The organism is Mycobacterium sp. NGS40, assembly GCF_059812735.1.
Window position 1 is genome coordinate 274,610 of sequence record NZ_JCALDG010000005.1, and the last position, 23,063, is coordinate 297,672.

Sequence of the window (23,063 nt, forward strand, 5' to 3'; positions counted from 1 at the left end):
ATGATGGGGTCCGAGTAACTTTTGGCGGGGCTAGGAATGGCCGAGAGAAAGCTGCGAAGGAGCGGCCGCATGGCAGACCCTCAAGATCAACCCAACAGCGAGGCCAACGGCGCAGCGACGCCGCCGGAGCAGACGCCTCCCGCCAAGGCCGCTAAAAAGGCACCCGCGAAGAAAGCGCCGGCCAAGAAGGCGCCCGCGAAGAAGGCCGTCGCAAAGAAGGCTCCGGCCAAGAAGGCGCCCCCGAAGAAGGCGCCGGCCCAGAGCCCCGTGCCAACGCCCCCGAAACCGCCGGCGGCGCAGCAGGATCCACCCCCGCCAGATGGTGAAATTGTCGCTGCCGCCAAAGATGCTGCCGCACAGGCGAAATCCACGGTAGAGGGCGCCAACAACCCGGTGTCCGCCAACATCGCACCGTCGGTACCCGGCTCGTCGACGTTGCCACTCGTGGTCGCCGTAGCTCTGAGCCTGCTCGCGATCCTGCTGATCCGGCAGCTACGGCGGCGGTGATGAGCGTGTCATTCGAGGCCACAGCCGACCTCGTCGACCGAATCGGGCCCGACGTACGCAGCTGCGATCTTCAGTTCCGCCAGTTCGGCGGCCGCACCGAATTCGCCGGACCGATCAGCACCGTGCGCTGCTTCGAGGACAACGCGCTGCTGAAATCCGTACTTTCCCGACCGGGTGGGGGCGGGGTGCTGGTGATCGACGGCGCCGGCTCGCTACACAGCGCGCTGGTCGGAGATCTGATCGCCGAACTCGCCCGCTCCAACGGCTGGGCGGGACTGATCATCAACGGCGCGGTTCGTGACGCCGCCGCGCTGCGCGGCATCGGCATCGGCATCAAGGCGCTGGGCACCAATCCCCGCAAGAGCAGCAAGAGTGGTGTCGGCGAGCGCGATGTCGAGATCAGCCTCGGCGGTGTGACGTTCGTACCCGGTGAGATCGCCTACAGTGACGACGACGGAATCGTCGTCGTTAGCGGTTAAACCGCCACCCGTGCACGCTTTTTCGTGAATCGCAGGCTCTCGTCGGCGACCTTGCCGCGCCGGATCGTGCGCATGTCGAACAGGTAGTTCTGCTTGAGACGCCACGGTGCCCGCGATCCCGACTTGGGCAGCAAGTGCATGGACCGCTGGAAGTAGCCGGGACTGAAGTCCATGAACGGCAGTTCGTCGACGTCCGAGCCGGGATGCTGCGGCTCCACGTTGTCAAAGCCGTTGTCGTCCATGTAGTTCAGCACGCGGCAGAAGAACTCCGACACCAGATCGGCCTTCAGTGTCCAGGATGCATTGGTGTAGCCGAAGGTGATGACGAAGTTCGGAACTCCGGAGAACATGCAGCCCTTGTAGGTCATCAGCGAGGTCAGATCGAAAGGTTCGCCGTTGCGGGTGGGCTGCAGCCCCCCGAGCAATTGCATGTTCAATCCCGTTGCGGTGACGATGATGTCGGCCTGCAGTTCCGCACCCGAGGTGAGCTTGATTCCGGTCTTGGTGAACCGGTCGATGGTGTCGGTGACGACGTCGGCCTTGCCGTGCCGGATGGCCCGGAAGAAGTCGCCGTCGGGCGCCAGGCACAGCCGCTGATCCCACACGTTGTAGCTGGGACCGAAGTGCTTTTCGACGTCGTAGTCCTTTGGCAGCCGGCGCTGCGCCATCGTCATCAGCGTCTTGCGCATGTAGGCCGGCCGCTTGCGGGCCAGCTGATACTGGAAAGTGCTGAACGCGATGGCTTTCCAGCGATTTGCGAGGTGCGCCAGCCGATCGGGGAGCCACCGGTTGAACCGCACCGCGAACGGGTCGGTCCCGGGCAGCGAGCCGATGTAGGTCGGTGAGCGCTGCAGCATCGTCACATGTCCGGAGCCGGAGTTGACCAGGGCGGGAATCAACGTGATCGCGGTAGCACCCGAGCCGATCACGACGATCTTCTTGCCCGCGTAGTCGAGGTCTTCGGGCCAGTGCTGGGGGTGGATGATGGTGCCGCCGAAGTCCTCGGCACCGGGGAACGTCGGCGAATACCCCTCGTCGTAGTTGTAGTAGCCGGTACACGCGAACACGAAGGAACAGGTGATGTCGCTCCGCTGGCCGTCGTTCTCGACGGTGAGGGTCCATTGGTTGTCGGCGTCGGACCAATCGGCGGCCACCACGCGGTGGCGGTAGCGGATGTGTCGTTCGATGCCGTTCTCGACCGCGGCTTCCTTGATGTAGGCCTTGATGTCGGCACCGTCGGCGATCGACTTCGCCGAACGCCACGGCTTGAACCGGAACCCGAGCGTGAACATGTCGGAGTCGGACCGGATGCCCGGATACTTGAACAAGTCCCAGGTGCCGCCGAGGTCGTCGCGGCGTTCCAGGATCGCGTAGCTCTTGGTCGGGCAGCGGTCCTGCAGGTGCCAGGCCGCGCTCACGCCGGAGATGCCGGCGCCCACGATTACGACGTCCAGGTGCTCAGTCATGAGGGCCACGCTATCAACGCGGTGTCGAGCTAGTCAACACGCTGTCGAAATCATCAACCGTGTGTAAAGTAGCGGGGGTGACAGCAGCCGGCCAGACGCGCGCCCTGCGCGGCCGCCGTTCGATGCGCCCTTCGGGTGACGACCGTGAGCAGGCCATCCTCGCGACCGCCGAGCGGCTGCTCGAGGAGCGTTCACTCGCCGACATTTCGGTCGACGACCTCGCCAAAGGTGCCGGCATCTCGCGCCCGACGTTCTACTTCTATTTCAAGTCGAAAGAGGCCGTGCTGCTGTCGCTGCTCGAGCCGGTGATCGCGCGGGCCGACGCCGAGTTCGACGGCGCCGTGATGCGGCTGCCGAAGGATCCGCGCCGGGTATGGCGCAACGGCATCAAGGCGTTCTTCACCGAATTCTCCACCCACCGGGCCGTCGCGCGGACCGCCACGGAGGCAATGGCGACCAGCGCGGAGCTGCGGGCGTTGTGGTCGGGATTCATGCAGAAATGGATCGATCAGACCGCCGCCATGATCACCGCCGAGCGAGAGCGCGGTGCCGCGCCGAACACCATCCCGGCCGCCGACTTGGCGACGTCGCTGAACCAGATGAACGAACGCACCATGATGGCGGCACTGTCCGCCGAGACACCGGCCGTCCAAGCGGAGCGGGTCGTCGACACCCTCACCCACATCTGGCTCAGCAGCATCTACGGCGAATCCGGCTAGCTGTCACCGCCGCGTGCGAACATATGTTCGTGCGGTGTGATGCGTCCATCCTGCACGCCGACCTGGACTCGTTCTACGCGTCGGTGGAACAGCGTGACGACCCGACGCTGCGCGGTCGCCCGGTGATCGTGGGCGGCGGCGTCGTACTGGCCGCCAGCTACGAGGCCAAGGCCCACGGCGTACGCACCGCGATGGGCGGCCAGCAGGCCCGGCGCCTATGTCCCGACGCCGTCGTGGTGCCGCCGCGCATGTCGGCGTATTCACGGGCCAGTGATGCGGTCTTCGAGGTGTTCCGCGATGCCACACCCATCGTCGAGCCGCTGTCGGTGGACGAGGCATTCCTCGACGTGGGCGGCCTGCGCCGGGTCTCGGGCACGCCGGTCGAGATCGCCGAACGGCTGCGGTGCGACGTGCGGGAGCGGGTCGGCCTGCCGATCACCGTCGGCATCGCCCGCACCAAATTCCTGGCCAAGGTCGCCAGCCAGGAGGCCAAGCCGGATGGGCTGCTGCTGGTGCAGCCCGATCGTGAGCTGGCGTTCCTGCGGCCGTTGCCGGTGCGCCGATTGTGGGGCGTGGGCACGGTGACCGCAGACAAGTTGCACGGCTACGGCATCACGACGGTCGCCGATGTCGCCGAGCTCAGCGAGTCGACGCTGGCCTCGCTGCTGGGTGCGGGGATGGGCCGCCAGCTGTATGCGCTGTCGCGCAATATCGACCGGCGCCGGGTCCACACCGGGGTGCGACGCCGGTCCGTCGGTGCCCAGCGCGCGTTGGGCCGCGCCGGAAATCGCATGTCGCCCAACGAGGTCGATGCGGTCGTGGTCAACCTGATCGACCGCATCACCGCCAGGATGCGCGCAGCCGGTCGCACGGGCCGCACCGTGGTGCTGCGCCTGCGGTTCGACGACTTCACCCGGGCGACCCGGTCCCATACGATGCCGGGGGCGACGGCGTCGACGCAGCCGATCCTGGCCGTCGCCCGGGGGCTGGTCGCCTCCGCCGCACCCGCGATCGCCCAGCGCGGCTTGACGCTGGTCGGTTTCGCGGTGTCGGGCATCGACCGCAGTGGGGCCCAGCAGCTGATGCTGCCGTTGTATGAAAACTCGCTCGCGGTCGACGCCGCGGTAGACCAGGTCCGTGAGCGCTTCGGCAAATCCGCTCTCACCCGCGGGGTGTTGATTGGACGAGATGCGGGTATAGAGATGCCGCTACTACCCGATTGACTGAGTTGGCCCTGGTTTACCAATGTGGTTACAGCCCAAGCTGTTTCGATGATAAGAGCTTTGTTTGAGTTGACGCGCGCGCCGGACGGGCACCGACGGCTCGCTTGTAAGCTGGCCAAAACCGACCCCCGGAAAGTGAGCGCCTGAACACATGCCGCCGGACAACACCCGCGACAGTGGCCTGCCTCGCGAAGGTCTCCTGCTCGGCTACAGCGCGGTACTCGCGTTGTCGGCGGGCTTCGTCAACGCGGTAGCTCTGCTGATATTGGCGTTGCCGGTCGGCAACCTCACCGCGATCACCACCCAGCTGGGCATGAACACCGCCAATCCATGGCTCTACGAGGGCCATGTGCTTGCCGCGATCCTGTTCGGCTTCCTGGCGGGCGCGACGATGGCCGGCGCGGTTCTCGCACCCACCCAGGCGCTGGCGGGCCCGCGCCATGCCGTGGTGTTGTTCACTGAGGCGGCGCTGCTCGTCCTGGCCGCCGCGGGCGTGGAGGAAACCTTCGTCAAGGCGCAGATCGAATCGCTCGGCGTCGAGCTGACCGCCGTCCAGGCGATGTTCGCCGCCGCGGCGCTCGGCCTGCAGAACGGCATGACCTCGAGCTTCCGCGGGATGTCGATCCGCACCACCCACTTCACCGGGACCGTGACCGACCTCGGGCTGATGCTCGGGCGCGCCCGGCAAGACGGGATCAAGAAGTGGAAGGCCGCGATCCTGGTGACGACCCTGCTGCTGTTTCTCGGCGGCGGCATCGCGGGGATCCTGTTCGGTGCTCACCTCGGTGGATACTCGCTGCTGATACCTGCCGCCACGTGCGCAATCGTGGCTGGCGCCAACGTGCTGCACAGCCGCGGCAACAGTGGCGAATCCATTACCGAGGCGGCGGAAGCGGTGCGGGCCTAACCGCTCAGCTGGAGCCTGTCCACGCCAGCAGCTTGTCGGCCGGCCAGGTGTTCACGATCCGGTCGACCGGAACGCCGGCGTCCAGGGCGCGTTGCGCGCCGTACCCCAGGAAGTCCAGCTGGCCGGGGGCGTGCGCATCGGTGTCGATGCTGAACACGCAGCCGATCTCCAGCGCCAGATTGAGCAGCCGGGTCGGCGGGTCGCGGCGTTCGGGGCGAGAGTTGATCTCCACCGCGGTGCCGTGGTCGCGACAGGCGGTGAAGACCTTCTCGGCGTCGAACTTCGATTCCGGCCGGATGCCCCGGTTGCCGGAAACCAGCCGGCCCGTGCAGTGGCCCAGCACATCGGCGTAGCCGTCGGAGACCGCACGCACCATCCGGCGCGTCATCGCCACCGAATCCATCGACAACTTGGAGTGCACGCTGGCCACGACGACGTCGAGGCGTTCCAACAGCTCGGGCTCCTGATCCAGGCTGCCGTCCTCGAGGATGTCGACCTCGATACCGGTGAGGATGCGCATCGGCGCGAACGTGTCCCGCAGGCCGTCGATCACGTCGAGCTGTTTGCGCAACCGCTCCGGCGACAGGCCGTTGGCGATCGTCAGCCGCGGCGAGTGATCGGTCAACGCGCAGTATTCATGCCCCAGCGCCGCCGCGGTTGCCATCATCTCCTCGATCGGCGCCGAGCCGTCCGACCAGTTCGAGTGCAGGTGCAAGTCCCCGCGCAGCGCGCCGCGCACCTCGCCTCCACCAAGATCTGTTGCTTCCGAACGCAATTCGACAAGCGCGTCGGGCTCACGGCCGGCCCAGGCCTGGGCGATGACCTTTGCGGTCTTGGGTCCGATGCCCGGCAGCGTCTGCCAGCTGTTGGCCTGCCCGTGCCGCTCCCGCTCGGCCTCGTCCAAACCCTCGACGATGTCGGCGGCATTGCGATATGCCATCACGCGTTTGGGGTCCTGCCGGCTCCGGTCCTTGTAATACGCGATCTGTCGCAGCGCGGTCACCGGATCCATGACTCCAGTGTTACAGCAGCTGCCCGCAGACGAACCCGGCCAGGATCACGCCGAAGCCGCCGATCTCGCCGACGATCAGCATGGCCATCGCCACCCGGGTCCCTCGCACCGGCTTCTCGAATTGGTTGACCGTGTCTCGCCGCGCACCATGGACGACGTAGGCGGCGATCGCCGCGACGAAGAAGAACACCACCACCATCGCCGCGACCAGGTTGACCCAGGAGGCCCAGGCACTGAGCCCGACGAAGACCGCGAGCAGCAGCGTCGCGAATGAGTAGAGCAACGCCGCGCGGTGAGCGATGTCGACGTAGATGTGCGCCTGATGGTCCTCCGACGTCATGATCTGGCGGTACTTCCAGACGCCGAGAACGAGTGCGAGCAAAAAGATCAGGCCGGCGAACAGCAGGGTGATCTTGGTGTCGATCCCGAGGGCAGTACTCATCGCGCGCATGAGTTTAGTTGCGCTTCATAAATTTCGACTAGCGTCGATGGCATGCGATTCGCGTTCAAAACCTCACCGCAGAACACCACCTGGGCCGGCATGCTCTCCGTCTGGCAGGCCGCCGACGATATCGACGTCTTCGAGTCCGGGTGGACCTTCGACCACTTCTACCCGATCTTTTCCGACAGCACCGGCCCGTGCCTGGAGGGCTGGACCACGCTGACCGCGCTAGCGCAGGCCACCCGGCGGCTGCGGCTGGGCACCCTGGTCACCGGCATCCACTACCGCCACCCCGCGGTCCTGGCGAATATGGCCGCCGCCCTCGACGTCATCTCCGACGGACGGCTCGAACTCGGGATCGGCGCCGGCTGGAACGAGGAGGAGTCCGGCGCCTACGGCATCGAACTCGGCAGCATCAGGGAACGGTTCGACCGGTTCGAGGAAGCCTGTCAGGTGCTGATCAGTCTGCTCAGCGAGCAGACCACCAACTTCGACGGCAAGTACTACCAGCTCAAGGACGCGCGCAACGAACCCAAGGGTCCGCAGCGCCCGCACCCGCCCATCTGCATCGGCGGCAGCGGCGAGAAGCGCACGCTGCCGCTGACCGCGCGCTACGCCCAGCACTGGAATTTCGCCGGCGGGACGCCCGAGGAGTTCGCCCGCAAGCGCGACGTCCTGGCGGCGCGCTGCGCGGACATCGGGCGCGACCCGAAGGAGATCACCATGTCGGCGCACGTTCGCCTCGGTGAGGACCTCAACTACGCACAGGTCATCGAGACCGCCGCCGGGCTGGGGGCCGAGGGACTCGACCTGGGAATCGTCTACCTACCACCCCCGCACGACCCGGCCGTCCTGGAGCCGTTGGCCGAGGCCATCCGGGGTTCCGGCCTGCTGGACGGATGATTTTCCAGGCACGTCCGCCGCTTAGGACACCTCCCGTGCCGACCGCAGCGTCTTGGCAGGTCTGCCCGGTAGCTCCGGGAGATCGTCGGTGTCCAGTTGGTCGTAGCGGCCCGAGGCCACCAGGCGCGTAAGCGTTTTGAGGTGTTCGGCCGCCCCGGTGACGCAAAATGCGTGGCTTCCGCACCATCGACAACCGCCGTCCTTGGCTCCGATCAAACGAGGTTGACCGCATCGAGAAATCGCCGGGCGATATCTCGGTCGCCGTCGATGTCGACCAGTTCGGACCACGGTAAGCGCTGCGTGGACCACGCAAGGAAGTCGTCGGCCGTCGATGTCACAGTAGCGGCGGGTCGCGCGTCGGCGTCGTCCGTTTCGCTGACCCGCAGCGCGCCCTCCCCGGGTTCGACCAATATGCGGCGCTCGCCGGGGCCGGTGAGGCGCAGGCTGATCGGAGCGAGGAGATGGTCCGTCAAATCGGGCTGCATCTGCGAGAGCCCTCCGATGAGCCAGGACACTGCCGGAGACAACCGCGTCTCGTCCAGTGCCGGAGCGTCCACGTCGACCGGCCCGCGCGGGGCGAGGACGTCGTAGCGCAGATGCGTCGTCATGTCGAAGGTGAACATGTCGGTGACCGCGTGCAGGGGGTAGACCCCCAGGTCCAGCAGGGGTATCGCCGTGGACGCGACCGGCTCTAGTTGCAGCGGCGTGAAAGTCGCAATGGCGGAGTCGAGTTGGTCCCGCAGGACCGCCAGGACGTGCTCGGAGCTCCAGTCTCGTCGGCTCGCAACGGCCTGATCGTTGAGCCGCTCGATGCCCAATGGCGGAACGTCGGCGCCCCCGATGGCGAGCTGCAGGAACTCCAGCAGCGAACCGAGGTGGATGAACACATCCTTGACCGTCCATCCCACTGCGGCGCTGGCTAGATTCCACTGCTCCGCGGTGAGCGCTTCGGCCACGTCGAACAGGTCGGCGCCCGCCGCGCGCATCCCCCGAATACCACCGTCGCTCACGGGCGCTCGTTAAGCACCGCGCCGATGAACTCCCGCGGCTTCTCCATCGCCAGGAAGTGGCCGGCGTGCGCGACGGTGTGCACCGACGCCGAGGGAATGGCCGCGGCGGTGTTGGCGCGGTCTGCTTCGCGCGACCAGTCGCCGTCGCTGTAGAGCAACGTCACGGGAGCAGTGATGGACGCATAACGATCCCGGGCGGCGATCAATGTAGGCAGGTTGCGGTAAATCGCACGCGCGACGCCCGCATACCCTGGCCGGCTCCCCACCCGTACGAGTTCGTCGAGGAACGGCTCCGGCAGTTGCGCCGGGTCGGCGTATCCGCCGCGCATGATGCCCTTGAGGATCGCCCTGTTTTCCAAAGCTGCGAAGACCGGACCCACCAGCGGGGCACGTACCGAGGACACGATGACGCCCGCCAGCAGGTTGGCCCGCTGCACGCCCTGGGGATAGTCGTAGGTGTTGGAGGCGACCACGCGGACCACCCGCTGACCCAGTTCCACCGATGCGGTCAGCGCGATCGCCGCCCCGATCGACTCTCCCACCAGGGTCAGGTCCGTCAGCTCCAGCCCGCGGACGAATTCGACCACGGCGCGCTGCAGGTCGTCGTGATCGTAGGTGGCCCCCTTCCGGATGTCCGACCAACCCATGCCCGGGAAGTCCAGGGCATGGACGCGATGGCGTTCCGCGAGTGGCGCGATCACGCGCTGGAAGTAATCCAACTGAGTGCGGACCGTGTGCAACAGCAGCAGCGGAGGTCCCTCGCCGACGGCGACGTAGCGCAACCGGGTCCCGTCCGGCCGGGTAAACCACCGGGCCCGTCCCGTCGTCCAGGTGCGCAGATACGTTTCGGCGGGGTCTGTCGTCCGCAAGGCCATGGCGCGAGTATATGACCAGTCGTCTTGCTTGGCCACACGACCGGTCGTCTTGGCCGCGGACCACCTCCGGCCTATTGTGTGAGACGTGGGCAGACCGAGCCTCAAGGACCAGCTCGTGGAGCGGACGCTTAGCGTGTGGCTGGCCCGCGGATTTGCGGGCGCGAGCGTAAACGACCTGGTCGCGGCGGCCGATGTACCCAAAGGATCCTTCTACAACCACTTCCCGAGCAAAGAAGACTTCGCGATAGCGCATGTCGACCGGTACGTCGGCACCCTGGGCCTCGACGGACTGGCAGACAGCGATGTCTCGGCGCTGACGGCCGTCCGTCGCCACTTCGAGCGCCTGGTCGCCCGCCGCGACCCGGCGGATCAGTCAGGCTGTCTACTCGGCACGTTCAGTACCGGCATCTCTCCCGAATACCCCAGGCTGGCCGCCGCGGTCCGGGCCGGCTTCGATCGATGGATCGACGCACTGGCCGCCACGCTCGGCCGCGCCCGGGCCAGCGGCGAAATCTCCGCCGACCGTCACCCCGCGGACGTCGCGGCCGCCCTGATCGACGCCTTTCAGGGTGCGCTAGTGCGCCGCCGGGTCTACGGCCACTCGCAGCCGCTCGATCTGTTCTTCGAGACGACATTCGGGGCTCTTACCGGCACTGGCTGACCGAACACCCGACGAGCAAACGCGACGCGCGCCGGCACGGGCGGGACCAATAAGAACAACGTGCGATTACACCCCGAACAGCAACAACTCCTGGGCAGTTACCAGGCGCTCTTGCTTAGCGGGAAACTCGCGACTTTTCACCGGGTGACGAAACCATGACCAGGCCATTCGCCCCACCCGGGAACTAGGTACTGGGTTCACATGCACAGTGACCACTCCTGCGATCGATCTGTTTAGCCGTGGCCCCGTTGTGACGAAGCGCACAAGTCGTTATTAGACACCCACGCGCTGGCAAACTACGGGAGACTCGCCGAACAAACATTCGCGTGTTTCTGATGTGGCTGGTGTGACTACTGAAGCGGTGCGGCCGTCGGCTTGATCGGCGTGGGAAGGGCGGTTGACCCCATCAAATACCGGTCCACACCCGCCGCGGCGGCCCTGCCCTCGGCGATCGCCCAGACGATCAGCGACTGGCCTCGGCCCATGTCTCCGGCAACGTAAACGCCGGGCACCGAGGTCTCGTAATCGGCGCCTCGCGCGACGTTGCCGCGCTCGGTGAACTTCACGTCGAGGTCGGTGAGCAGACCCGCCTTCTCCGGGCCGACGAAGCCCATCGCCAGGAACACCACGTCCGCTTCGAGCTCGAAATCCGAGCCCTCGACCTTGACGAACTTGCCGTCCTGCATCTGCACCTCGTGGACCTTGAGCGCGCTCACGTGCCCGTCCTTGCCGACGAACTCCTCGGTGTTGACCGAGAACACCCGCTCGCCGCCCTCTTCGTGGGCAGATGAGACCCGGTACATCAGCGGGTAGGTCGGCCACGGCGTCGACTCGGCGCGCGCCTCCGGCGGCCGCGGCATGATCTCGAACTGGTGCACGCTGGCCGCGCCCTGCCGGTGCGCGGTGCCCAGGCAGTCGGCTCCGGTGTCGCCGCCGCCGATGATGACCACCTTCTTGCCTTTGGCGGTGATCGGCGGCTGCCCGTCGGGACCCAGTACGTCGTCGCCCTCCTGCACGCGGTTACCCCACGGCAGGTATTCCATCGCCTGATGGATGCCGGCTAGTTCCCGCCCCGGGATCGGCAGGTCACGCCAGGCGGTGGCACCGCCGGCCAGCACCACCGCGTCGAAGTCGGCGAGCAGCTGCTGCGCGGTGGTGTCGACTCCGACATTGACGCCGGCCCGGAATTCGGTTCCCTCGGCGCGCATTTGGTCCAGCCGGCGGTCGAGGACGCGCTTCTCCATCTTGAATTCCGGAATGCCGTAGCGCAGCAACCCGCCGATGCGGTCGGCCCGCTCGAAGACGGTGACGCTGTGTCCCGCGCGGGTGAGCTGCTGGGCGGCGGCCAAACCGGCCGGGCCCGAACCGATTACGGCAACGGTCTTTCCGGTCAGCTGGGTCGGCGGCTTCGGCTCGACGAGACCCTGGTCGAAGGCGTGGTCGATGATCTCCAGCTCGATCTGCTTGATCGTGACCGGGTCCTGGTTGATGCCCAGCACACACGCCGGCTCGCACGGCGCCGGACAGAGCCGGCCGGTGAAGTCGGGGAAGTTGTTGGTCGCGTGCAGCCGCTCGATCGCTTCGCGCCACCGGCCCCTGCGCACCAGGTCATTCCACTCCGGTATCAGGTTGCCCAGCGGACAACCGTTGTGGCAGAAGGGAATACCGCAGTCCATGCAACGGGTCGCCTGCTCGCGCAGAGTGTCGTCGTTGAATTCCTGGTAGACCTCGTTCCAGTCCTTCAACCGCAGCGGGACCGGCCGGCGTTGCGGCAGCTCCCGATGGGTGTACTTGAGAAAGCCAGTGGGATCAGCCATGCGCCGCCGCCATAATCGCCTTGTCGACATCGACGCCGTCGCGCTCCGCTTGGGCGATCGCCTGCAATACCTTCTTGTAGTCCCGGGGCATCACCTTGGCGAAATGCCGTTGCTGGGAATGCCAGTCGGCCAGAACCCGCTGGCCGACCGCGGAATCCGTCGCATCGACATGTGCCTGGATGATTCCGTGCAGGAACTCGACGTCATCGGAGTCGAGACTCTCCAGGTCCACCATCTCGGTGTTCAGGTTCTGCGGCAGTTCCTCGCCGGGGTCGTAGACGTAGGCCACACCGCCGGACATACCGGCCGCGAAGTTACGCCCGGTGTGGCCGAGAATCACCACCCGGCCGCCAGTCATGTACTCGCAACCGTGATCGCCTACGCCCTCGACCACGGCGTGGGCCCCGGAGTTACGCACCGCGAACCGCTCGCCGACCACGCCACGCAGGAAGGCCTCGCCGCTGGTGGCGCCGAACAGGATCACGTTGCCGCCGATGATGTTCTCCTCGGCGACGTAGTCCACCGGCGCGTTGTCCGATGGCCGCACCACGATCCGGCCCCCAGACAGACCCTTGCCCACGTAGTCGTTGGCGTCGCCGTACACCCGCAAGGTGATGCCCTTGGGCACAAAGGCACCGAAGCTGTTGCCCGCGGAGCCGTCGAAGGTGATGTCGATCGTTCCATCCGGCAAGCCCTGACCGCCATAGGCTTTCGTCAGCTCGTGGCCGAGCATCGTGCCCACCGTGCGGTTGACGTTGCTGATGGTGGTGGAGAACCGGACTGGTTTACCCGAATCCAGCGCCTCGCGGCTCATCACGATCAACTGCTGATCCAGCGCCTTGTCCAGGCCGTGGTCCTGACGCGAGCTGCAGTACAGGTCCTGGTTCATGAACGCGGACTCCGGCTCGTGCAGCACCGGGGCAAGATCCAGCTTGTGCGCCTTCCAGTGCGCCCGCGCCAGCGTGGTGTCCAGCGACCCCACTTGGCCGACGGCCTCGTTGAAGTTGCGGAAGCCCAACTGCGCCATGTACTCCCGGACTTCCTCGGCGATGAACATGAAGAAGTTCTCGACGAACTCCGGCTTGCCGGTGAAGCGATCCCGCAGCACCGGGTTCTGGGTCGCCACACCGACCGGGCAGGTGTCGAGGTGGCAGACCCGCATCATGATGCAGCCCGCGACGACCAGCGGGGCGGTGGCGAAGCCGAACTCCTCGGCACCCAACAGTGCGCCGATCATCACGTCGCGGCCGGTCTTGAGCTGTCCGTCCACCTGGACGACGATCCGGTCACGTAACCCGTTGAGCAGCAAGGTCTGCTGCGTCTCGGCCAGCCCCAGCTCCCATGGGGCACCCGCGTGCTTCTGCGAGGTGAGCGGCGTGGCACCGGTGCCGCCGTCGTGGCCGGAGATCAGCACCACGTCGGCGTGCGCCTTGGACACACCCGCGGCGACCGTGCCGACGCCGTTCTCGGAGACCAGTTTGACGTGAACGCGCGCCGCCGGGTTGGAGTTCTTCAGGTCGTGGATCAACTGCGCGAGATCCTCGATCGAGTAGATGTCGTGGTGCGGCGGCGGTGAGATCAGACCAACGCCGGGCGTCGAGTGCCGGACCTCTGCCACCCACGGGTACACCTTGTGCCCTGGAAGTTGGCCGCCCTCACCGGGTTTGGCGCCCTGGGCCATCTTGATCTGGATGTCGGTGCAGTTGGTCAGGTAGTGCGACGTGACGCCGAACCGCGCCGAGGCGACCTGCTTGATCGCGCTGCGGCGCCAGTCCCCGTTGGAATCGGGATCGAAACGCTTGACGTCCTCGCCACCCTCACCGCTGTTGGATCGCCCACCGAGGCGGTTCATCGCGATGGCGAGCGTCTCGTGCGCCTCGGCGGAGATCGAGCCGTAGCTCATCGCTCCGGTCGAGAACCGTTTGACGATCTCGCTGGCGGGCTCGACCTCGTCCAGCGGAACCGGGGGTCGCACGTCGCCGCGGAACTTCAGCAGGCCGCGCAACGACGCCATCCGCTCGCTCTGATCGTCGACCAGGCGGGTGTAGTCCTTGAAGATCTTGTACTGGCCGGTGCGGGTGGCGTGCTGCAGCTTGAACACGGTCTCCGGGTTGAACAGGTGATACTCGCCCTCGCGGCGCCACTGGTAGTCCCCACCCACCTCGAGCTCGCGGTGCGCGCGCTCGTCGGGCCGGTCCAGATAGGCCAGATCGTGGCGCACGGCGACGTCGGTGGCGACGTCATCCAGCGTGATGCCGCCGGTCGGGCAGACCAGCCCGGTGAAGTACTCGTCGAGCACGTCCTCGGAGATCCCGATAGCCTGGAACAGCTGGGCGCCGGTGTAGGAGGCCAGCGTCGAAATGCCCATCTTGGACATAACTTTCAGCACGCCCTTGCCGGCGGCCTTCACGTAGTTGTTCAGCGCCTTGTCGCGATCAATCCCGTCGATCACGCCGCGGTCGAGCATGTCCTCGATCGATTCGAACGCGAGGTACGGGTTGACCGCGGCCGCGCCGCAACCGATCAGCATCGCCATGTGGTGCACCTCGCGGGCATCACCGGATTCGACCACCAGTCCCACATGGGTGCGGGTCCGATCGCGCACCAGGTGGTGGTGAACTCCGGCGACGGCGAGCAGCGACGGTATCGGTGCCATCTTCTCGTTGGAGTCGCGGTCGGACAGGATGATCACCCGGGCGCCGTCGGCGATCGCGGCCGACGCCTGTGCACGCACCTCTTCGAGCGCGGCTGCCAGCCCGGCACCACCTTCGGCGACCGGGTACAGACAGCGAATCACCTTCGAGCACATGCCATGTGGGCGCCCGTTGACGGCGTCGTCGGGATTCAGGTTGATCAGCTTGGCCAGCTCATGGTTACGCAGAATCGGCTGTCGCAGCATGATCTGGTGACACGAGTATTCGTCCGGGCTGAGCAGGTCGCGCTCCCCGCCGGTGGTGCCCTGCAAACTGGTCACCACCTCCTCGCGGATGGCGTCCAGCGGCGGGTTGGTCACCTGAGCGAACAGTTGGTGGAAATAGTCGTAGAGCATCCGCGGACGCTGCGAGAGCACCGCGACCGGCGTGTCGGTGCCCATCGACCCGATCGGCTCGGCGCCGGTGCGCACCATCGGCGCCACCAGGAGGTTGAGCTCCTCATAGGTGTAACCAAAGGCCAACTGCCGCATGACAAGTCGATCGTGTGCCATCCGCACGTACTTGCCCTGCGGCAACGACTCGAGCGGTACCAGGTTCTTGTCGAGCCACTCCTGGTACGGATGCTCGGCGGCCAGCTCGGCCTTGATCTCCTCGTCGGAGACGATGCGGCCCTGGGTGGTGTCCACCAGGAACATCCGGCCCGGCTGCAGGCGCATCCGCTGCACCACCGTCGACGGGTCCAGGTCCAGGACACCCGCCTCGGAGGCCATCACCACCAAACCGTCTTCGGTGACCCAAATACGGGATGGGCGAAGGCCATTGCGGTCCAGCACGGCGCCCACGATGGTGCCGTCGGTAAACGTCATCGATGCCGGGCCGTCCCACGGTTCCATCAGCGATGCGTGGTACTCGTAGAAGGCGCGGCGCGCCGGGTCCATCGTCTCGTTGCGCTCCCACGCCTCCGGAATCATCATCAGCACCGCGTGCGGCAGGCTGCGCCCGCCCAGGTGCAACAATTCCAGCGCCTCGTCGAAGCGCGCCGTGTCGGAGGCGCCCGGAGTGCAGATCGGGAACAACTTCTCCAGGTCGTCGACCGAACCGAAGATGTCGGTCTTGATCAGCGCCTCACGGGCGCGCATCCAGTTCTCGTTGCCCGTGACGGTGTTGATCTCACCGTTGTGGGCGATCCGCCGGAAGGGATGGGCCAGCGGCCAGGACGGGAAGGTGTTGGTCGAGAAGCGGGAGTGCACGATGCCCAGCGCGCTGGTCATCCGATCGTCTTGCAGGTCAAGGTAAAACGCCTTGAGCTGCGGGGTGGTCAGCATGCCCTTGTAGACCATTGTCTGGCCGGAAAGGCTTGGGAAATATACGGTTTCGCGTCCGGGCCCGTCTTGGCCCGGGCCCTTGGTACCGAGTTCGTGCTCGGCACGCTTGCGCACGACGTAGCAACGGCGTTCCAGCGTCATGTCGGAAGCGCCGGTCATGAACACCTGCCGGAAGGTGGGCATGGCATCGCGGGACAGCGCACCCAGCGACGAATCGTCGGTGGGCACGTTGCGCCAACCCAGGACCGTCAGGCCCTCGGATTCGGCGATCTTCTCGACGGCGGCACATGCGGCCGCGGCATCCTTGGACGACTGCGGCAGGAACGCGATACCGGTGGCATAACTGCCCGCGGCGGGCAGCTCGAAGTCCACGACTTCGCGCAGAAACGCGTCGGGGACCTGAATCAGGATGCCCGCGCCGTCACCGCTGCGCGGCTCGGCGCCCTGGGCGCCACGATGCTCGAGATTGACCAGTGCGGTGATCGCCTTGTCGACGATGTCGCGGCTCCGTCGGCCGTGCATGTCGACGACCATGGCAACCCCGCACGAATCGTGCTCGAACGCGGGGTTATACAACCCAACGCGCGTGGGCGTCATATGCACCTGCCTCTTCACCAGAACCTGCTGCGCGACCGTTTTCAGTGGCTCCGACGGGGGCTGCACCCGGAGGTTGCGAACCGACCCCTTCGGTCTTGTCGATAGGCTGTCTCCCAGGCGGAAAATGATCCGATGGGGGAATCGTCCGTGCGGCGCTGAACGGTGGCGTGTACCCGGTCTCGACAAGTCGTAAAACGATATGACAAAAACCGCCTGACATGCCAACTTGGCCGAGTCTACCCGGCAGGTAGCGGCAACGTAAATTCGCTGCGGGCGGCGATCGATGACCCGGGGAAATACGCTTCGACCGCCGACAATCCACGCGCGACAGCGCAGACCCGAAACGGGCGGCGGCCGGACCGATCGCCTCGTCGGGTTTGCTGTGACGCCGGCCTGCGGACGGCATCGGGATGGCGGTGATCACAGTGGGCCCGCGCATCCGCGCGACCGATACCGATAAGACGTGGCAGCCATGCCCCCCATGACGCGCGCCGGGATGGCCGCGGGCACCCCAGCCGTCACACCGGCACCGTATTAGGGCCTGTGCGAGTTTGCGCGATACAAATGGGAGCGCGCGGGGAGATACTGGGCCGAACGGGCCGGGTCGCCCTTGCCGGCCGGCCAGCGCGCCATGATCGATCGCCCGGCACCGAGGAGCCCATGAACGAGCGCGACGAATTCCTGCGGGACCGTCTGCAGCCCGCTCGGCCCAGCACGCCCGCCGCTTCCCCTCCCCACGCTCAGCGGGGCGCACCGCCCGCGGCCGTTCCGCCACCCCCGCGACGACCCGCCCCGCCGCCGTATCCGCCGCCACCACCGTCGCCGCCACCGTCGCCGCCATCACCGCGGCCACCTGCCGGCCCGCCACCTCCCCGTCCGGTGGCGCAGCCGCGCCAGCAGGTCGCTCCCCCGCCCCCGGCGCGACCTGCTGGGCCACCCGCGCGGCCGGTTCCCCCTCCCGCGCCCGTCATCCCGGCGCCCGACGCCGCGCTGGTGCCCACCGGCGGACCCGAACTGCCCGACACCGGGTGGCGACGCATCCTGCGGCTGCTCACCTTTGGCCTCGTCAAGCTGGGCCCGTCGCCCGCACAACGCGAAGAAGCCCGATTCGAAGCCACCATCCGCACCGGCTTTCGCGGCAAGCACAAGGTCGGCGTCGTGGGTAAGGGCGGCGTCGGAAAGACCTCCGTCGCCGCCAGTGTCGGGTCGCTGTTCGCCGAGCTGCGTCGCGGGCAAGACCACGTGGTGGCGATCGACGCCGATACCGCTTTCGGCCGGTTGAGCAGCCGGATCGATCCGCAGTCGACGAGTTCGTTCTGGGAGTTGACCGCCGACAAGAACCTCGAGACCTTTGCCGATGTCGCCGGGCGGGTGGGCCGCAACGCGGTGGGCCTGCATGTGCTCGCCGGCGAACCGGCGTCCGGTCCCCGCCGGGTGCTCGATCCCGCGATCTACCGGGAGGCCGCGTCGCGGCTGGATCGCCACTTCACGATCTCGGTCATCGACTGCGGCTCGACGATGGATTCACCCGTCACCCAGGAAGTGCTGCGCGACCTGGACGCGCTCATCGTGGTGTCCTCGCCGTGGGCCGACGGGGCATCCGCGGCCGCCCGGACCATGGAATGGCTGTCGGATCAGGGCATGACGGAGTTGCTGCACAGCACGGTCGTGGTGCTCAACGACTCCGACGGGCACGCCGACAAACGCACCCGGGCGCTGCTGGCCCGCGAGTTCGTCGACCATGGACAGCCGGTGGTCGAGGTCCCCTACGACCCTCACCTGCGACCCGGCGGCGTCATCGACGTGATGCACGAGATGGGCCGCCCCACCCGGCGCAAGTTGCTGGAGGCCACCGCGCTGATCGCCGGGTTCTTCGGGGCTAGCTAGCCCCGACCGTGCGGGCTGACCCGTCCGCTCAGCTGGCCGCGATGCGCGCCGACGGATCGGCAACCGCCTCGATCTTGCTGACGAGCGGGCCGCGCAGGGTCAGCACGATGGCGGCGAAAAGCCGGCGCTCGGCGAACGCGAGCACGACCGGTTGCCCGGCGGGACCACTGACCAGGGTGACGCCCGGCCCCAGATAGCGCATCAGGTTGGTGGCCACCGCATGCGGGCCGTGGTTGATCTGCGGCGACGGCGCCGGGTCGGCAAGGACGGTGCCCACACCCCAGACGGTCGGGTCCAGCACAGCGGTCAGCGCGGCGATGTCGCCGTTGGCGCAGGCGGTGATGAATTTGTCCGTCACCAACTGGTGCTCGGCGGGTGCTACTTCACTCGTCTTGGGTTGTGCCGCAGTGAATTTCGAGCGTGCACGCCGCGCCAGTTGACGACAGGTGCCGACCGGGCGGCCCACCGTTTCAGCGATCGTCTCGAACGGGACCCCGAACACGTCGTGCAGCACGAACGCGACCCGTTCACCCGGGCTGAGCCGTCGCAAGACCTCCATCAACGCGGCGCGGACCTCGTCGTCGAGGGTGACCCGGTCCGCCGGATTCAGGCTCCGCGACTCGGCGACTTCGGCGCCGGAGTCGCCATGGCCGGGATCGCTCAACCGCTCGTAGCGGGTTCGCGCCGAGCGGACCTGGTCGAGGCAGAGCCGGCTCGTGACGACGGTGAGCCAGCCCCGGATGTCCTCGACTTCCTCGGGCCCGGTCCGCGCCAACCGCAGAAAGGCCTCTTGCGCAACATCTTCGGCGTCTCCGACGTCACCGAGGATTTGATAGCCCAGATTGACCAGGTAGGGGCGGTGACGACGCCAAGCATCGGCAAGCTGCTCCGTTGGCGGTTGCGACTGATTCATGAAACATCGACGATCTGGTCCCGGAAAAAGTTACGTGTACCGACTGTAACTTTCCCGCCTCCGCGTCCGTCGTTGATGAAGATCGTCGACTTTCAGGAGGAACACCATGACCATCGTCGTAACCGGAGCGACCGGCAACGTCGGACGCCCCCTCGTTGCCGAGCTCGTCGCCGCGGGCGCACGGGTGCGCGCCATCACCCGCACCCCGAATCGCGCCGCGTTTCCCTCCCCCGTCGAGGTGCTCGACTCGGTGCGCGACGCGCTGCCGGGAGCATCGGCGGTGTTCTTGAACTCGCGTGCCCTCGGTGAAAGTCTCGCCGACGTCGTGGCCGAATGCCGAAGCGCAGGAGTCGCCAAACTGGTTGCGCTGTCGGCGATCAACGCCGATGACGACTTCTCACGGCAGCCATCGCGCTGTCGCGGCGACCGCAACCGCGAGGTCGAGCGGCTGGCCGTCGACTCGGGCCTGGCATGGGTAAGCCTGCGGCCCGCCGTCTTCGCGACGAACTTCGCCGGGATGTGGGCCGCACAGATTCGCGCCGGCGATGTGGTGGCCGGTCCGTATGCCGCGGCGTCGACCGCTCCGATCGTCGAGAGCGACATCGCGGCCGTCGCGGCGCGCGCACTGCTCGGCGAGGAATTGGTCGGTCAACGGGTTCCCTTAACCGGTCCCCACGCGCTGACGAACGCAGAACTGGTGGCGATTATCGGCACGGTGCTGGGGCGCCGGCTGCAGTACCGCGAAATTCCGGTGCAGGCGGTGCGGCAGCGCTTCATCGAGTTGGGTTTTGGTGCCGAGTTCGGCGACGCGTATACGGCCATGCTCGCCGAAACGCTGGACCATCCGGCGCTCGTCACGCACGACGCCGAGAAAATCCTCGGCCGGGCGCCACAGTCCTTCGCGCAGTGGGTGTCCGAGCACCAAGACCTGTACACGAGCTAGGTCCCAGATAAGGAGATTCCGACATGTCCGAACCACAGCCGCCGCGCTACCTCAAGCCGATGAACAAGGTGATGATGGCGGTGCAGAAACTGGGGATACCGACCGGCCCGGCCATGGTGCTCACCGTGCCGGGCCGCAAGTCCGGCCAACCGCGCAGCACCCCGATGACACCGTTTGAATTCCAGGGCGGCCTCTACGTCGTCGCGGGCTACCCGGGCGCGGACTGGGCGGCGAACGCCCGCGCCGCCGGTACCGGCACCCTGAGCCGAGGCCGACGAACCCGGGAGGTCCGGATCGTCGAGCTGACGGCCGAACAGGCGCGTCCGGTGCTGCGGGAGTTTCCGAAGAGGGTGCCGGTCGGGGTGTCGTTCGCCAAACGTTCGGGAATGGTGCGCGACGGGACGTCCGACGAATTCGAGGCGTTAGCGGGCCGGCTCAGCGTCTTTCGCTTCGACCCGGCCGTTTCAACGTAGCGTCCTGAAACGCAAGACAGCGCGAGAACCGTGGCTGGTTCTCGCGCTGTCTGTTCGCTGGTCCGGGCTATCCGAGTGGGGCGCTCCAAAGATGGAGCCGCTCAAGTGTTTCCACTTCGGTCCGAACGTTGTTCAACTGCGGACGCGTCTCAGGAAGCCGGAGTCAGGCCGATTTGGCCGTCTCGCGTACCGGGTATCCATTGCGCTCGGCCAGCGACCGCAATTGGTTCAGGGCAAACGCGCGCGGGCGGCCCGACTCGGGAATCACGACACCGGCCCACAGGCCCTCGGCACCCGCTGACTCGACAGCATCGCGGGCACACAGCCACCGGCGCGGGCAAGCCCGGCACAGGGCCTTGGCCTCGGCATCGGGGGCGGTCGTCCAGCGGTCCGGGTCCTGGGTGCACGCGCCCAACGGGATGTTGTACAGAGTTGTTGCGGTCATCGCTACGTTCCTCCAGAAAGCGTTGCAGTTCTGCGTCCTATGACTCGAAAGGGTATAGCACTAACCGTCGCGATGCAACAGTTTGGTGCTGTGTTTTCAGTTCGAGCCGGTATGCAGGCGCTACGGCCATATCTCACGCGCCGCAGGCTTCACCTCGCTGAACTGGTGGGAAACTGCGGCGAAACGGTGCCCCAATGGTGGAGCCGAGCAGGTCATACGCCAAAAAGCGCCGCCGCCACGAACGGCGTCGGGCGCGCCGGACAACAAACTGTAGCGGTGATGCGGTTACACCACGGTTACCCCGCGGCGCTGTGTGCAGGCTTGTTCCGTAACAATTTGGCGCTGAACTGTAGCGGCGCGATAGAATTTGACGGGTGCAGCAGTTAGACTCCTGATGGCGGGCACCCGCCGCCAGGCAAATAGTGAGCGAGGAATCACCGACGATGTCCAGCGCCGCCTCAACCGCCCGACCAGCTCTGCTGGTGGTGCACAGCGGCGACACATCACACGCGATCGAGCCCGACCGGGGCGTGGTGACCATCGGCCGCGAACCTCAGGCCGGCGTACAGATCGATGATCCACAGATCTCGCAGGAGCACTTGCGAGCCGAAGCCGCCAATGGGGAGTGGCGCATCGTCGACAGCAGCCCGAGCGGCATGTTCGTCGACGGACTACGACAGACCTCCGTGACGATCACCGACAAGACGATCGTCCGGTTCGGGGACCCCACCGCGGGGAAAGTCCTGACGTTTGAAGTCGTCAGGCCGCCGAAATCCGTTGACCAGCAAGGGGTTAACGATTCCGATGAGCAGGGGGACAACATCGCGCCAATCGATCTGGATCCGGGCGTGGTTCGCGCCGGAGCCGCCGCTGCCGCTCGCCGTCGCGAACTCGACATCAGCCAGCGCAGCCTCGCGTCGGATGGGATCATCAACGCGGGCGCGCTGATTGCTTTCGAGAAGGGCCGCAGTTGGCCGCGCGAACGGACCCGCGCGAAGCTCGAGGAAGTCCTGCAGTGGCCTGCCGGAACCATCGATCGGATCCGCCATGGGGAGCCGGTCGCGGCGGACGACACCGCCCCGCAAGCCGCACCGGCCGACGGTCCGGCGACGGTCGACAGCCCCGAGGCTCACGGCGCAGCGTCGCTGATCGCCCAGGCGGTCGTCGCCGCCGTGGACGGGTGCAGTCTGGCCATCTCGGCGTTACCACCGGCCGAGGACCCCGAGTTCACCGAGCGCTCGGCCCCTGTCCTCGCCGATCTGCGGCAGCTCGAGGCGATCGCCGTGCGGGCCACCAGGATCAGCCAAATTACCCCGGAATTGATAAAGGCGCTGAGTGCGGTTCGCCGGCACCGCGACGAATTGATGACGCTCGGGGCGAACGCTCCGGATGCCCCGCTGGCGCAACGCTTGTATGCGGCCCGGCGCCGGGCTAACCTCTCGACGCTGGAAATTGCGCAAGCCGCCGGCGTCGACGAAGAAATGATTGTGCGCGCCGAGGACGAGGAGCCTTTGCCCGCGCACGTAACGGCCGCGATCGAAACTTTGATAGGCCATATCAACTGATTTTCGTGGGTCGCCGGCAGCACCAATTCTCATTGTTCGCTTTTCGGCAACCTTGCCGCAATGTTTACCGTGGCGGCCGAACGCCGGGTGGTGGAAGCTGTTGCCTAGCCGAAAAATTCGTGCACTGGACCCGCTCTGAGCGCTGTTAGGCTCGTTCTACCGTGCACAGGATCGGTGCACAGGATCTGCGAGCTTGAAGGGAAACACCGACGTGGCTTGGCTTAACGGTGCAACAGATTT

Annotated in this window: 20 protein-coding genes; 11 read left to right on the plus strand and 9 right to left on the minus strand. The window is 66.6% G+C overall.

Features of this window, described 5'->3' with window-relative positions; all coding sequences use genetic code 11:
- Positions 1–69: 69 nt before the first annotated feature.
- Both AC5Y5O_RS10645 and rraA read left to right on the plus strand, forming a co-directional pair.
- Complete coding sequence (locus AC5Y5O_RS10645) at positions 70–507, plus strand: Rv3852 family protein (RefSeq protein ID WP_096290634.1); 438 nt, start codon at positions 70–72, stop codon at positions 505–507.
- Positions 507–986 (plus strand): ribonuclease E activity regulator RraA, encoded by a 480-nt coding sequence (gene rraA / locus AC5Y5O_RS10650; RefSeq protein WP_096290635.1) that lies wholly within the window; start codon positions 507–509, stop codon positions 984–986. Before AC5Y5O_RS10645 ends, rraA begins: the two co-directional genes overlap by 1 nt.
- On the opposite strand, the gene AC5Y5O_RS10655 is transcribed toward rraA, so the two are convergent.
- The gene (locus AC5Y5O_RS10655; protein WP_096290636.1) at positions 983–2,452 is read right to left on the minus strand and encodes a flavin-containing monooxygenase; all 1,470 of its coding nucleotides are present in this window, start codon (positions 2,450–2,452) and stop codon (positions 983–985) included. The two genes, rraA and AC5Y5O_RS10655, sit on opposite strands and share 4 nt — an antisense overlap.
- A 77-nt stretch (positions 2,453–2,529) precedes the next feature.
- Here AC5Y5O_RS10655 and AC5Y5O_RS10660 point away from each other — a divergent pair, with 77 nt between their 5' ends.
- The 3 genes from AC5Y5O_RS10660 to AC5Y5O_RS10670 all read left to right on the plus strand — a co-directional run bounded on the left by AC5Y5O_RS10660 (position 2,530) and on the right by AC5Y5O_RS10670 (position 5,301).
- Positions 2,530–3,171, plus strand: a complete 642-nt coding sequence (locus AC5Y5O_RS10660) for a TetR/AcrR family transcriptional regulator (protein WP_096290637.1) — start codon at positions 2,530–2,532, stop codon at positions 3,169–3,171.
- A 23-nt stretch (positions 3,172–3,194) separates the two neighbouring features.
- Positions 3,195–4,394, plus strand: a complete 1,200-nt coding sequence (gene dinB, locus AC5Y5O_RS10665) for a DNA polymerase IV (protein ID WP_500025034.1) — start codon at positions 3,195–3,197, stop codon at positions 4,392–4,394.
- Between the two features lie 151 nt (positions 4,395–4,545).
- Complete coding sequence (locus tag AC5Y5O_RS10670) at positions 4,546–5,301, plus strand: YoaK family protein (protein WP_096290639.1); 756 nt, start codon at positions 4,546–4,548, stop codon at positions 5,299–5,301.
- Between the two features lie 4 nt (positions 5,302–5,305).
- Here AC5Y5O_RS10670 and AC5Y5O_RS10675 read toward each other — a convergent pair whose 3' ends face one another.
- Positions 5,306–6,313 (minus strand): PHP domain-containing protein, encoded by a 1,008-nt coding sequence (locus AC5Y5O_RS10675; protein ID WP_500025036.1) that lies wholly within the window; start codon positions 6,311–6,313, stop codon positions 5,306–5,308.
- Positions 6,314–6,323: 10 nt separating this feature from the next.
- The gene (locus tag AC5Y5O_RS10680; RefSeq protein WP_096291450.1) at positions 6,324–6,755 is read right to left on the minus strand and encodes a hypothetical protein; all 432 of its coding nucleotides are present in this window, start codon (positions 6,753–6,755) and stop codon (positions 6,324–6,326) included.
- A gap of 51 nt (positions 6,756–6,806) precedes the next feature.
- Between AC5Y5O_RS10680 and AC5Y5O_RS10685 the strand changes: the two genes are divergently transcribed.
- On the plus strand, positions 6,807–7,658 hold the full coding sequence (locus tag AC5Y5O_RS10685; RefSeq protein ID WP_096290641.1) for an LLM class F420-dependent oxidoreductase: 852 nt from the start codon (positions 6,807–6,809) through the stop codon (positions 7,656–7,658).
- Positions 7,659–7,870: 212 nt separating this feature from the next.
- On the opposite strand, the gene AC5Y5O_RS10690 is transcribed toward AC5Y5O_RS10685, so the two are convergent.
- Positions 7,871–8,668, minus strand: a complete 798-nt coding sequence (locus AC5Y5O_RS10690) for a maleylpyruvate isomerase N-terminal domain-containing protein (protein WP_500025042.1) — start codon at positions 8,666–8,668, stop codon at positions 7,871–7,873.
- Entirely contained in the window at positions 8,665–9,543 is an 879-nt protein-coding gene (locus AC5Y5O_RS10695) for an alpha/beta fold hydrolase (RefSeq protein WP_096290643.1), read from the minus strand. Before AC5Y5O_RS10695 ends, AC5Y5O_RS10690 begins: the two co-directional genes overlap by 4 nt.
- Positions 9,544–9,628: 85 nt before the next feature.
- On the opposite strand from AC5Y5O_RS10695, the gene AC5Y5O_RS10700 reads away from it, so the two are divergent.
- Positions 9,629–10,204, plus strand: coding sequence for a TetR/AcrR family transcriptional regulator (locus AC5Y5O_RS10700; RefSeq protein WP_096290644.1), 576 nt, complete (start codon positions 9,629–9,631; stop codon positions 10,202–10,204).
- A 350-nt stretch (positions 10,205–10,554) separates the two neighbouring features.
- Here AC5Y5O_RS10700 and AC5Y5O_RS10705 read toward each other — a convergent pair whose 3' ends face one another.
- Together AC5Y5O_RS10705 and gltB are read right to left on the minus strand one after the other, a co-directional pair.
- Complete coding sequence (locus tag AC5Y5O_RS10705) at positions 10,555–12,021, minus strand: glutamate synthase subunit beta (protein ID WP_096290645.1); 1,467 nt, start codon at positions 12,019–12,021, stop codon at positions 10,555–10,557.
- Positions 12,014–16,597, minus strand: a complete 4,584-nt coding sequence (gltB, locus tag AC5Y5O_RS10710; RefSeq protein WP_500025046.1) for a glutamate synthase large subunit — start codon at positions 16,595–16,597, stop codon at positions 12,014–12,016. The genes AC5Y5O_RS10705 and gltB overlap by 8 nt, the downstream gene beginning before the upstream one ends.
- Positions 16,598–17,257: 660 nt before the next feature.
- Here gltB and AC5Y5O_RS10715 point away from each other — a divergent pair.
- Entirely contained in the window at positions 17,258–18,484 is a 1,227-nt protein-coding gene (locus tag AC5Y5O_RS10715; RefSeq protein ID WP_500025049.1) for a MinD/ParA family ATP-binding protein, read from the plus strand.
- 28 nt (positions 18,485–18,512) lie between these two features.
- Here AC5Y5O_RS10715 and sigI read toward each other — a convergent pair whose 3' ends face one another.
- Positions 18,513–19,397: an RNA polymerase sigma factor SigI gene (gene sigI / locus AC5Y5O_RS10720; RefSeq protein WP_096290647.1), complete on the minus strand. Its 885-nt coding sequence runs from the start codon at positions 19,395–19,397 to the stop codon at positions 18,513–18,515.
- A 106-nt stretch (positions 19,398–19,503) separates the two neighbouring features.
- Here sigI and AC5Y5O_RS10725 point away from each other — a divergent pair, with 106 nt between their 5' ends.
- Both AC5Y5O_RS10725 and AC5Y5O_RS10730 read left to right on the plus strand, forming a co-directional pair.
- Complete coding sequence (locus AC5Y5O_RS10725) at positions 19,504–20,340, plus strand: NAD(P)H-binding protein (protein ID WP_096290648.1); 837 nt, start codon at positions 19,504–19,506, stop codon at positions 20,338–20,340.
- Positions 20,341–20,363: 23 nt separating this feature from the next.
- On the plus strand, positions 20,364–20,813 hold the full coding sequence (locus tag AC5Y5O_RS10730; RefSeq protein ID WP_096290649.1) for a nitroreductase family deazaflavin-dependent oxidoreductase: 450 nt from the start codon (positions 20,364–20,366) through the stop codon (positions 20,811–20,813).
- Between the two features lie 163 nt (positions 20,814–20,976).
- Here AC5Y5O_RS10730 and AC5Y5O_RS10735 read toward each other — a convergent pair whose 3' ends face one another.
- Complete coding sequence (locus AC5Y5O_RS10735) at positions 20,977–21,258, minus strand: WhiB family transcriptional regulator (RefSeq protein ID WP_096290650.1); 282 nt, start codon at positions 21,256–21,258, stop codon at positions 20,977–20,979.
- A gap of 443 nt (positions 21,259–21,701) precedes the next feature.
- Here AC5Y5O_RS10735 and espM point away from each other — a divergent pair, with 443 nt between their 5' ends.
- The gene (gene espM / locus AC5Y5O_RS10740; RefSeq protein ID WP_500025054.1) at positions 21,702–22,823 is read left to right on the plus strand and encodes an ESX-1 type VII secretion system transcriptional regulator EspM; all 1,122 of its coding nucleotides are present in this window, start codon (positions 21,702–21,704) and stop codon (positions 22,821–22,823) included.
- Positions 22,824–23,063: the final 240 nt, after the last annotated feature.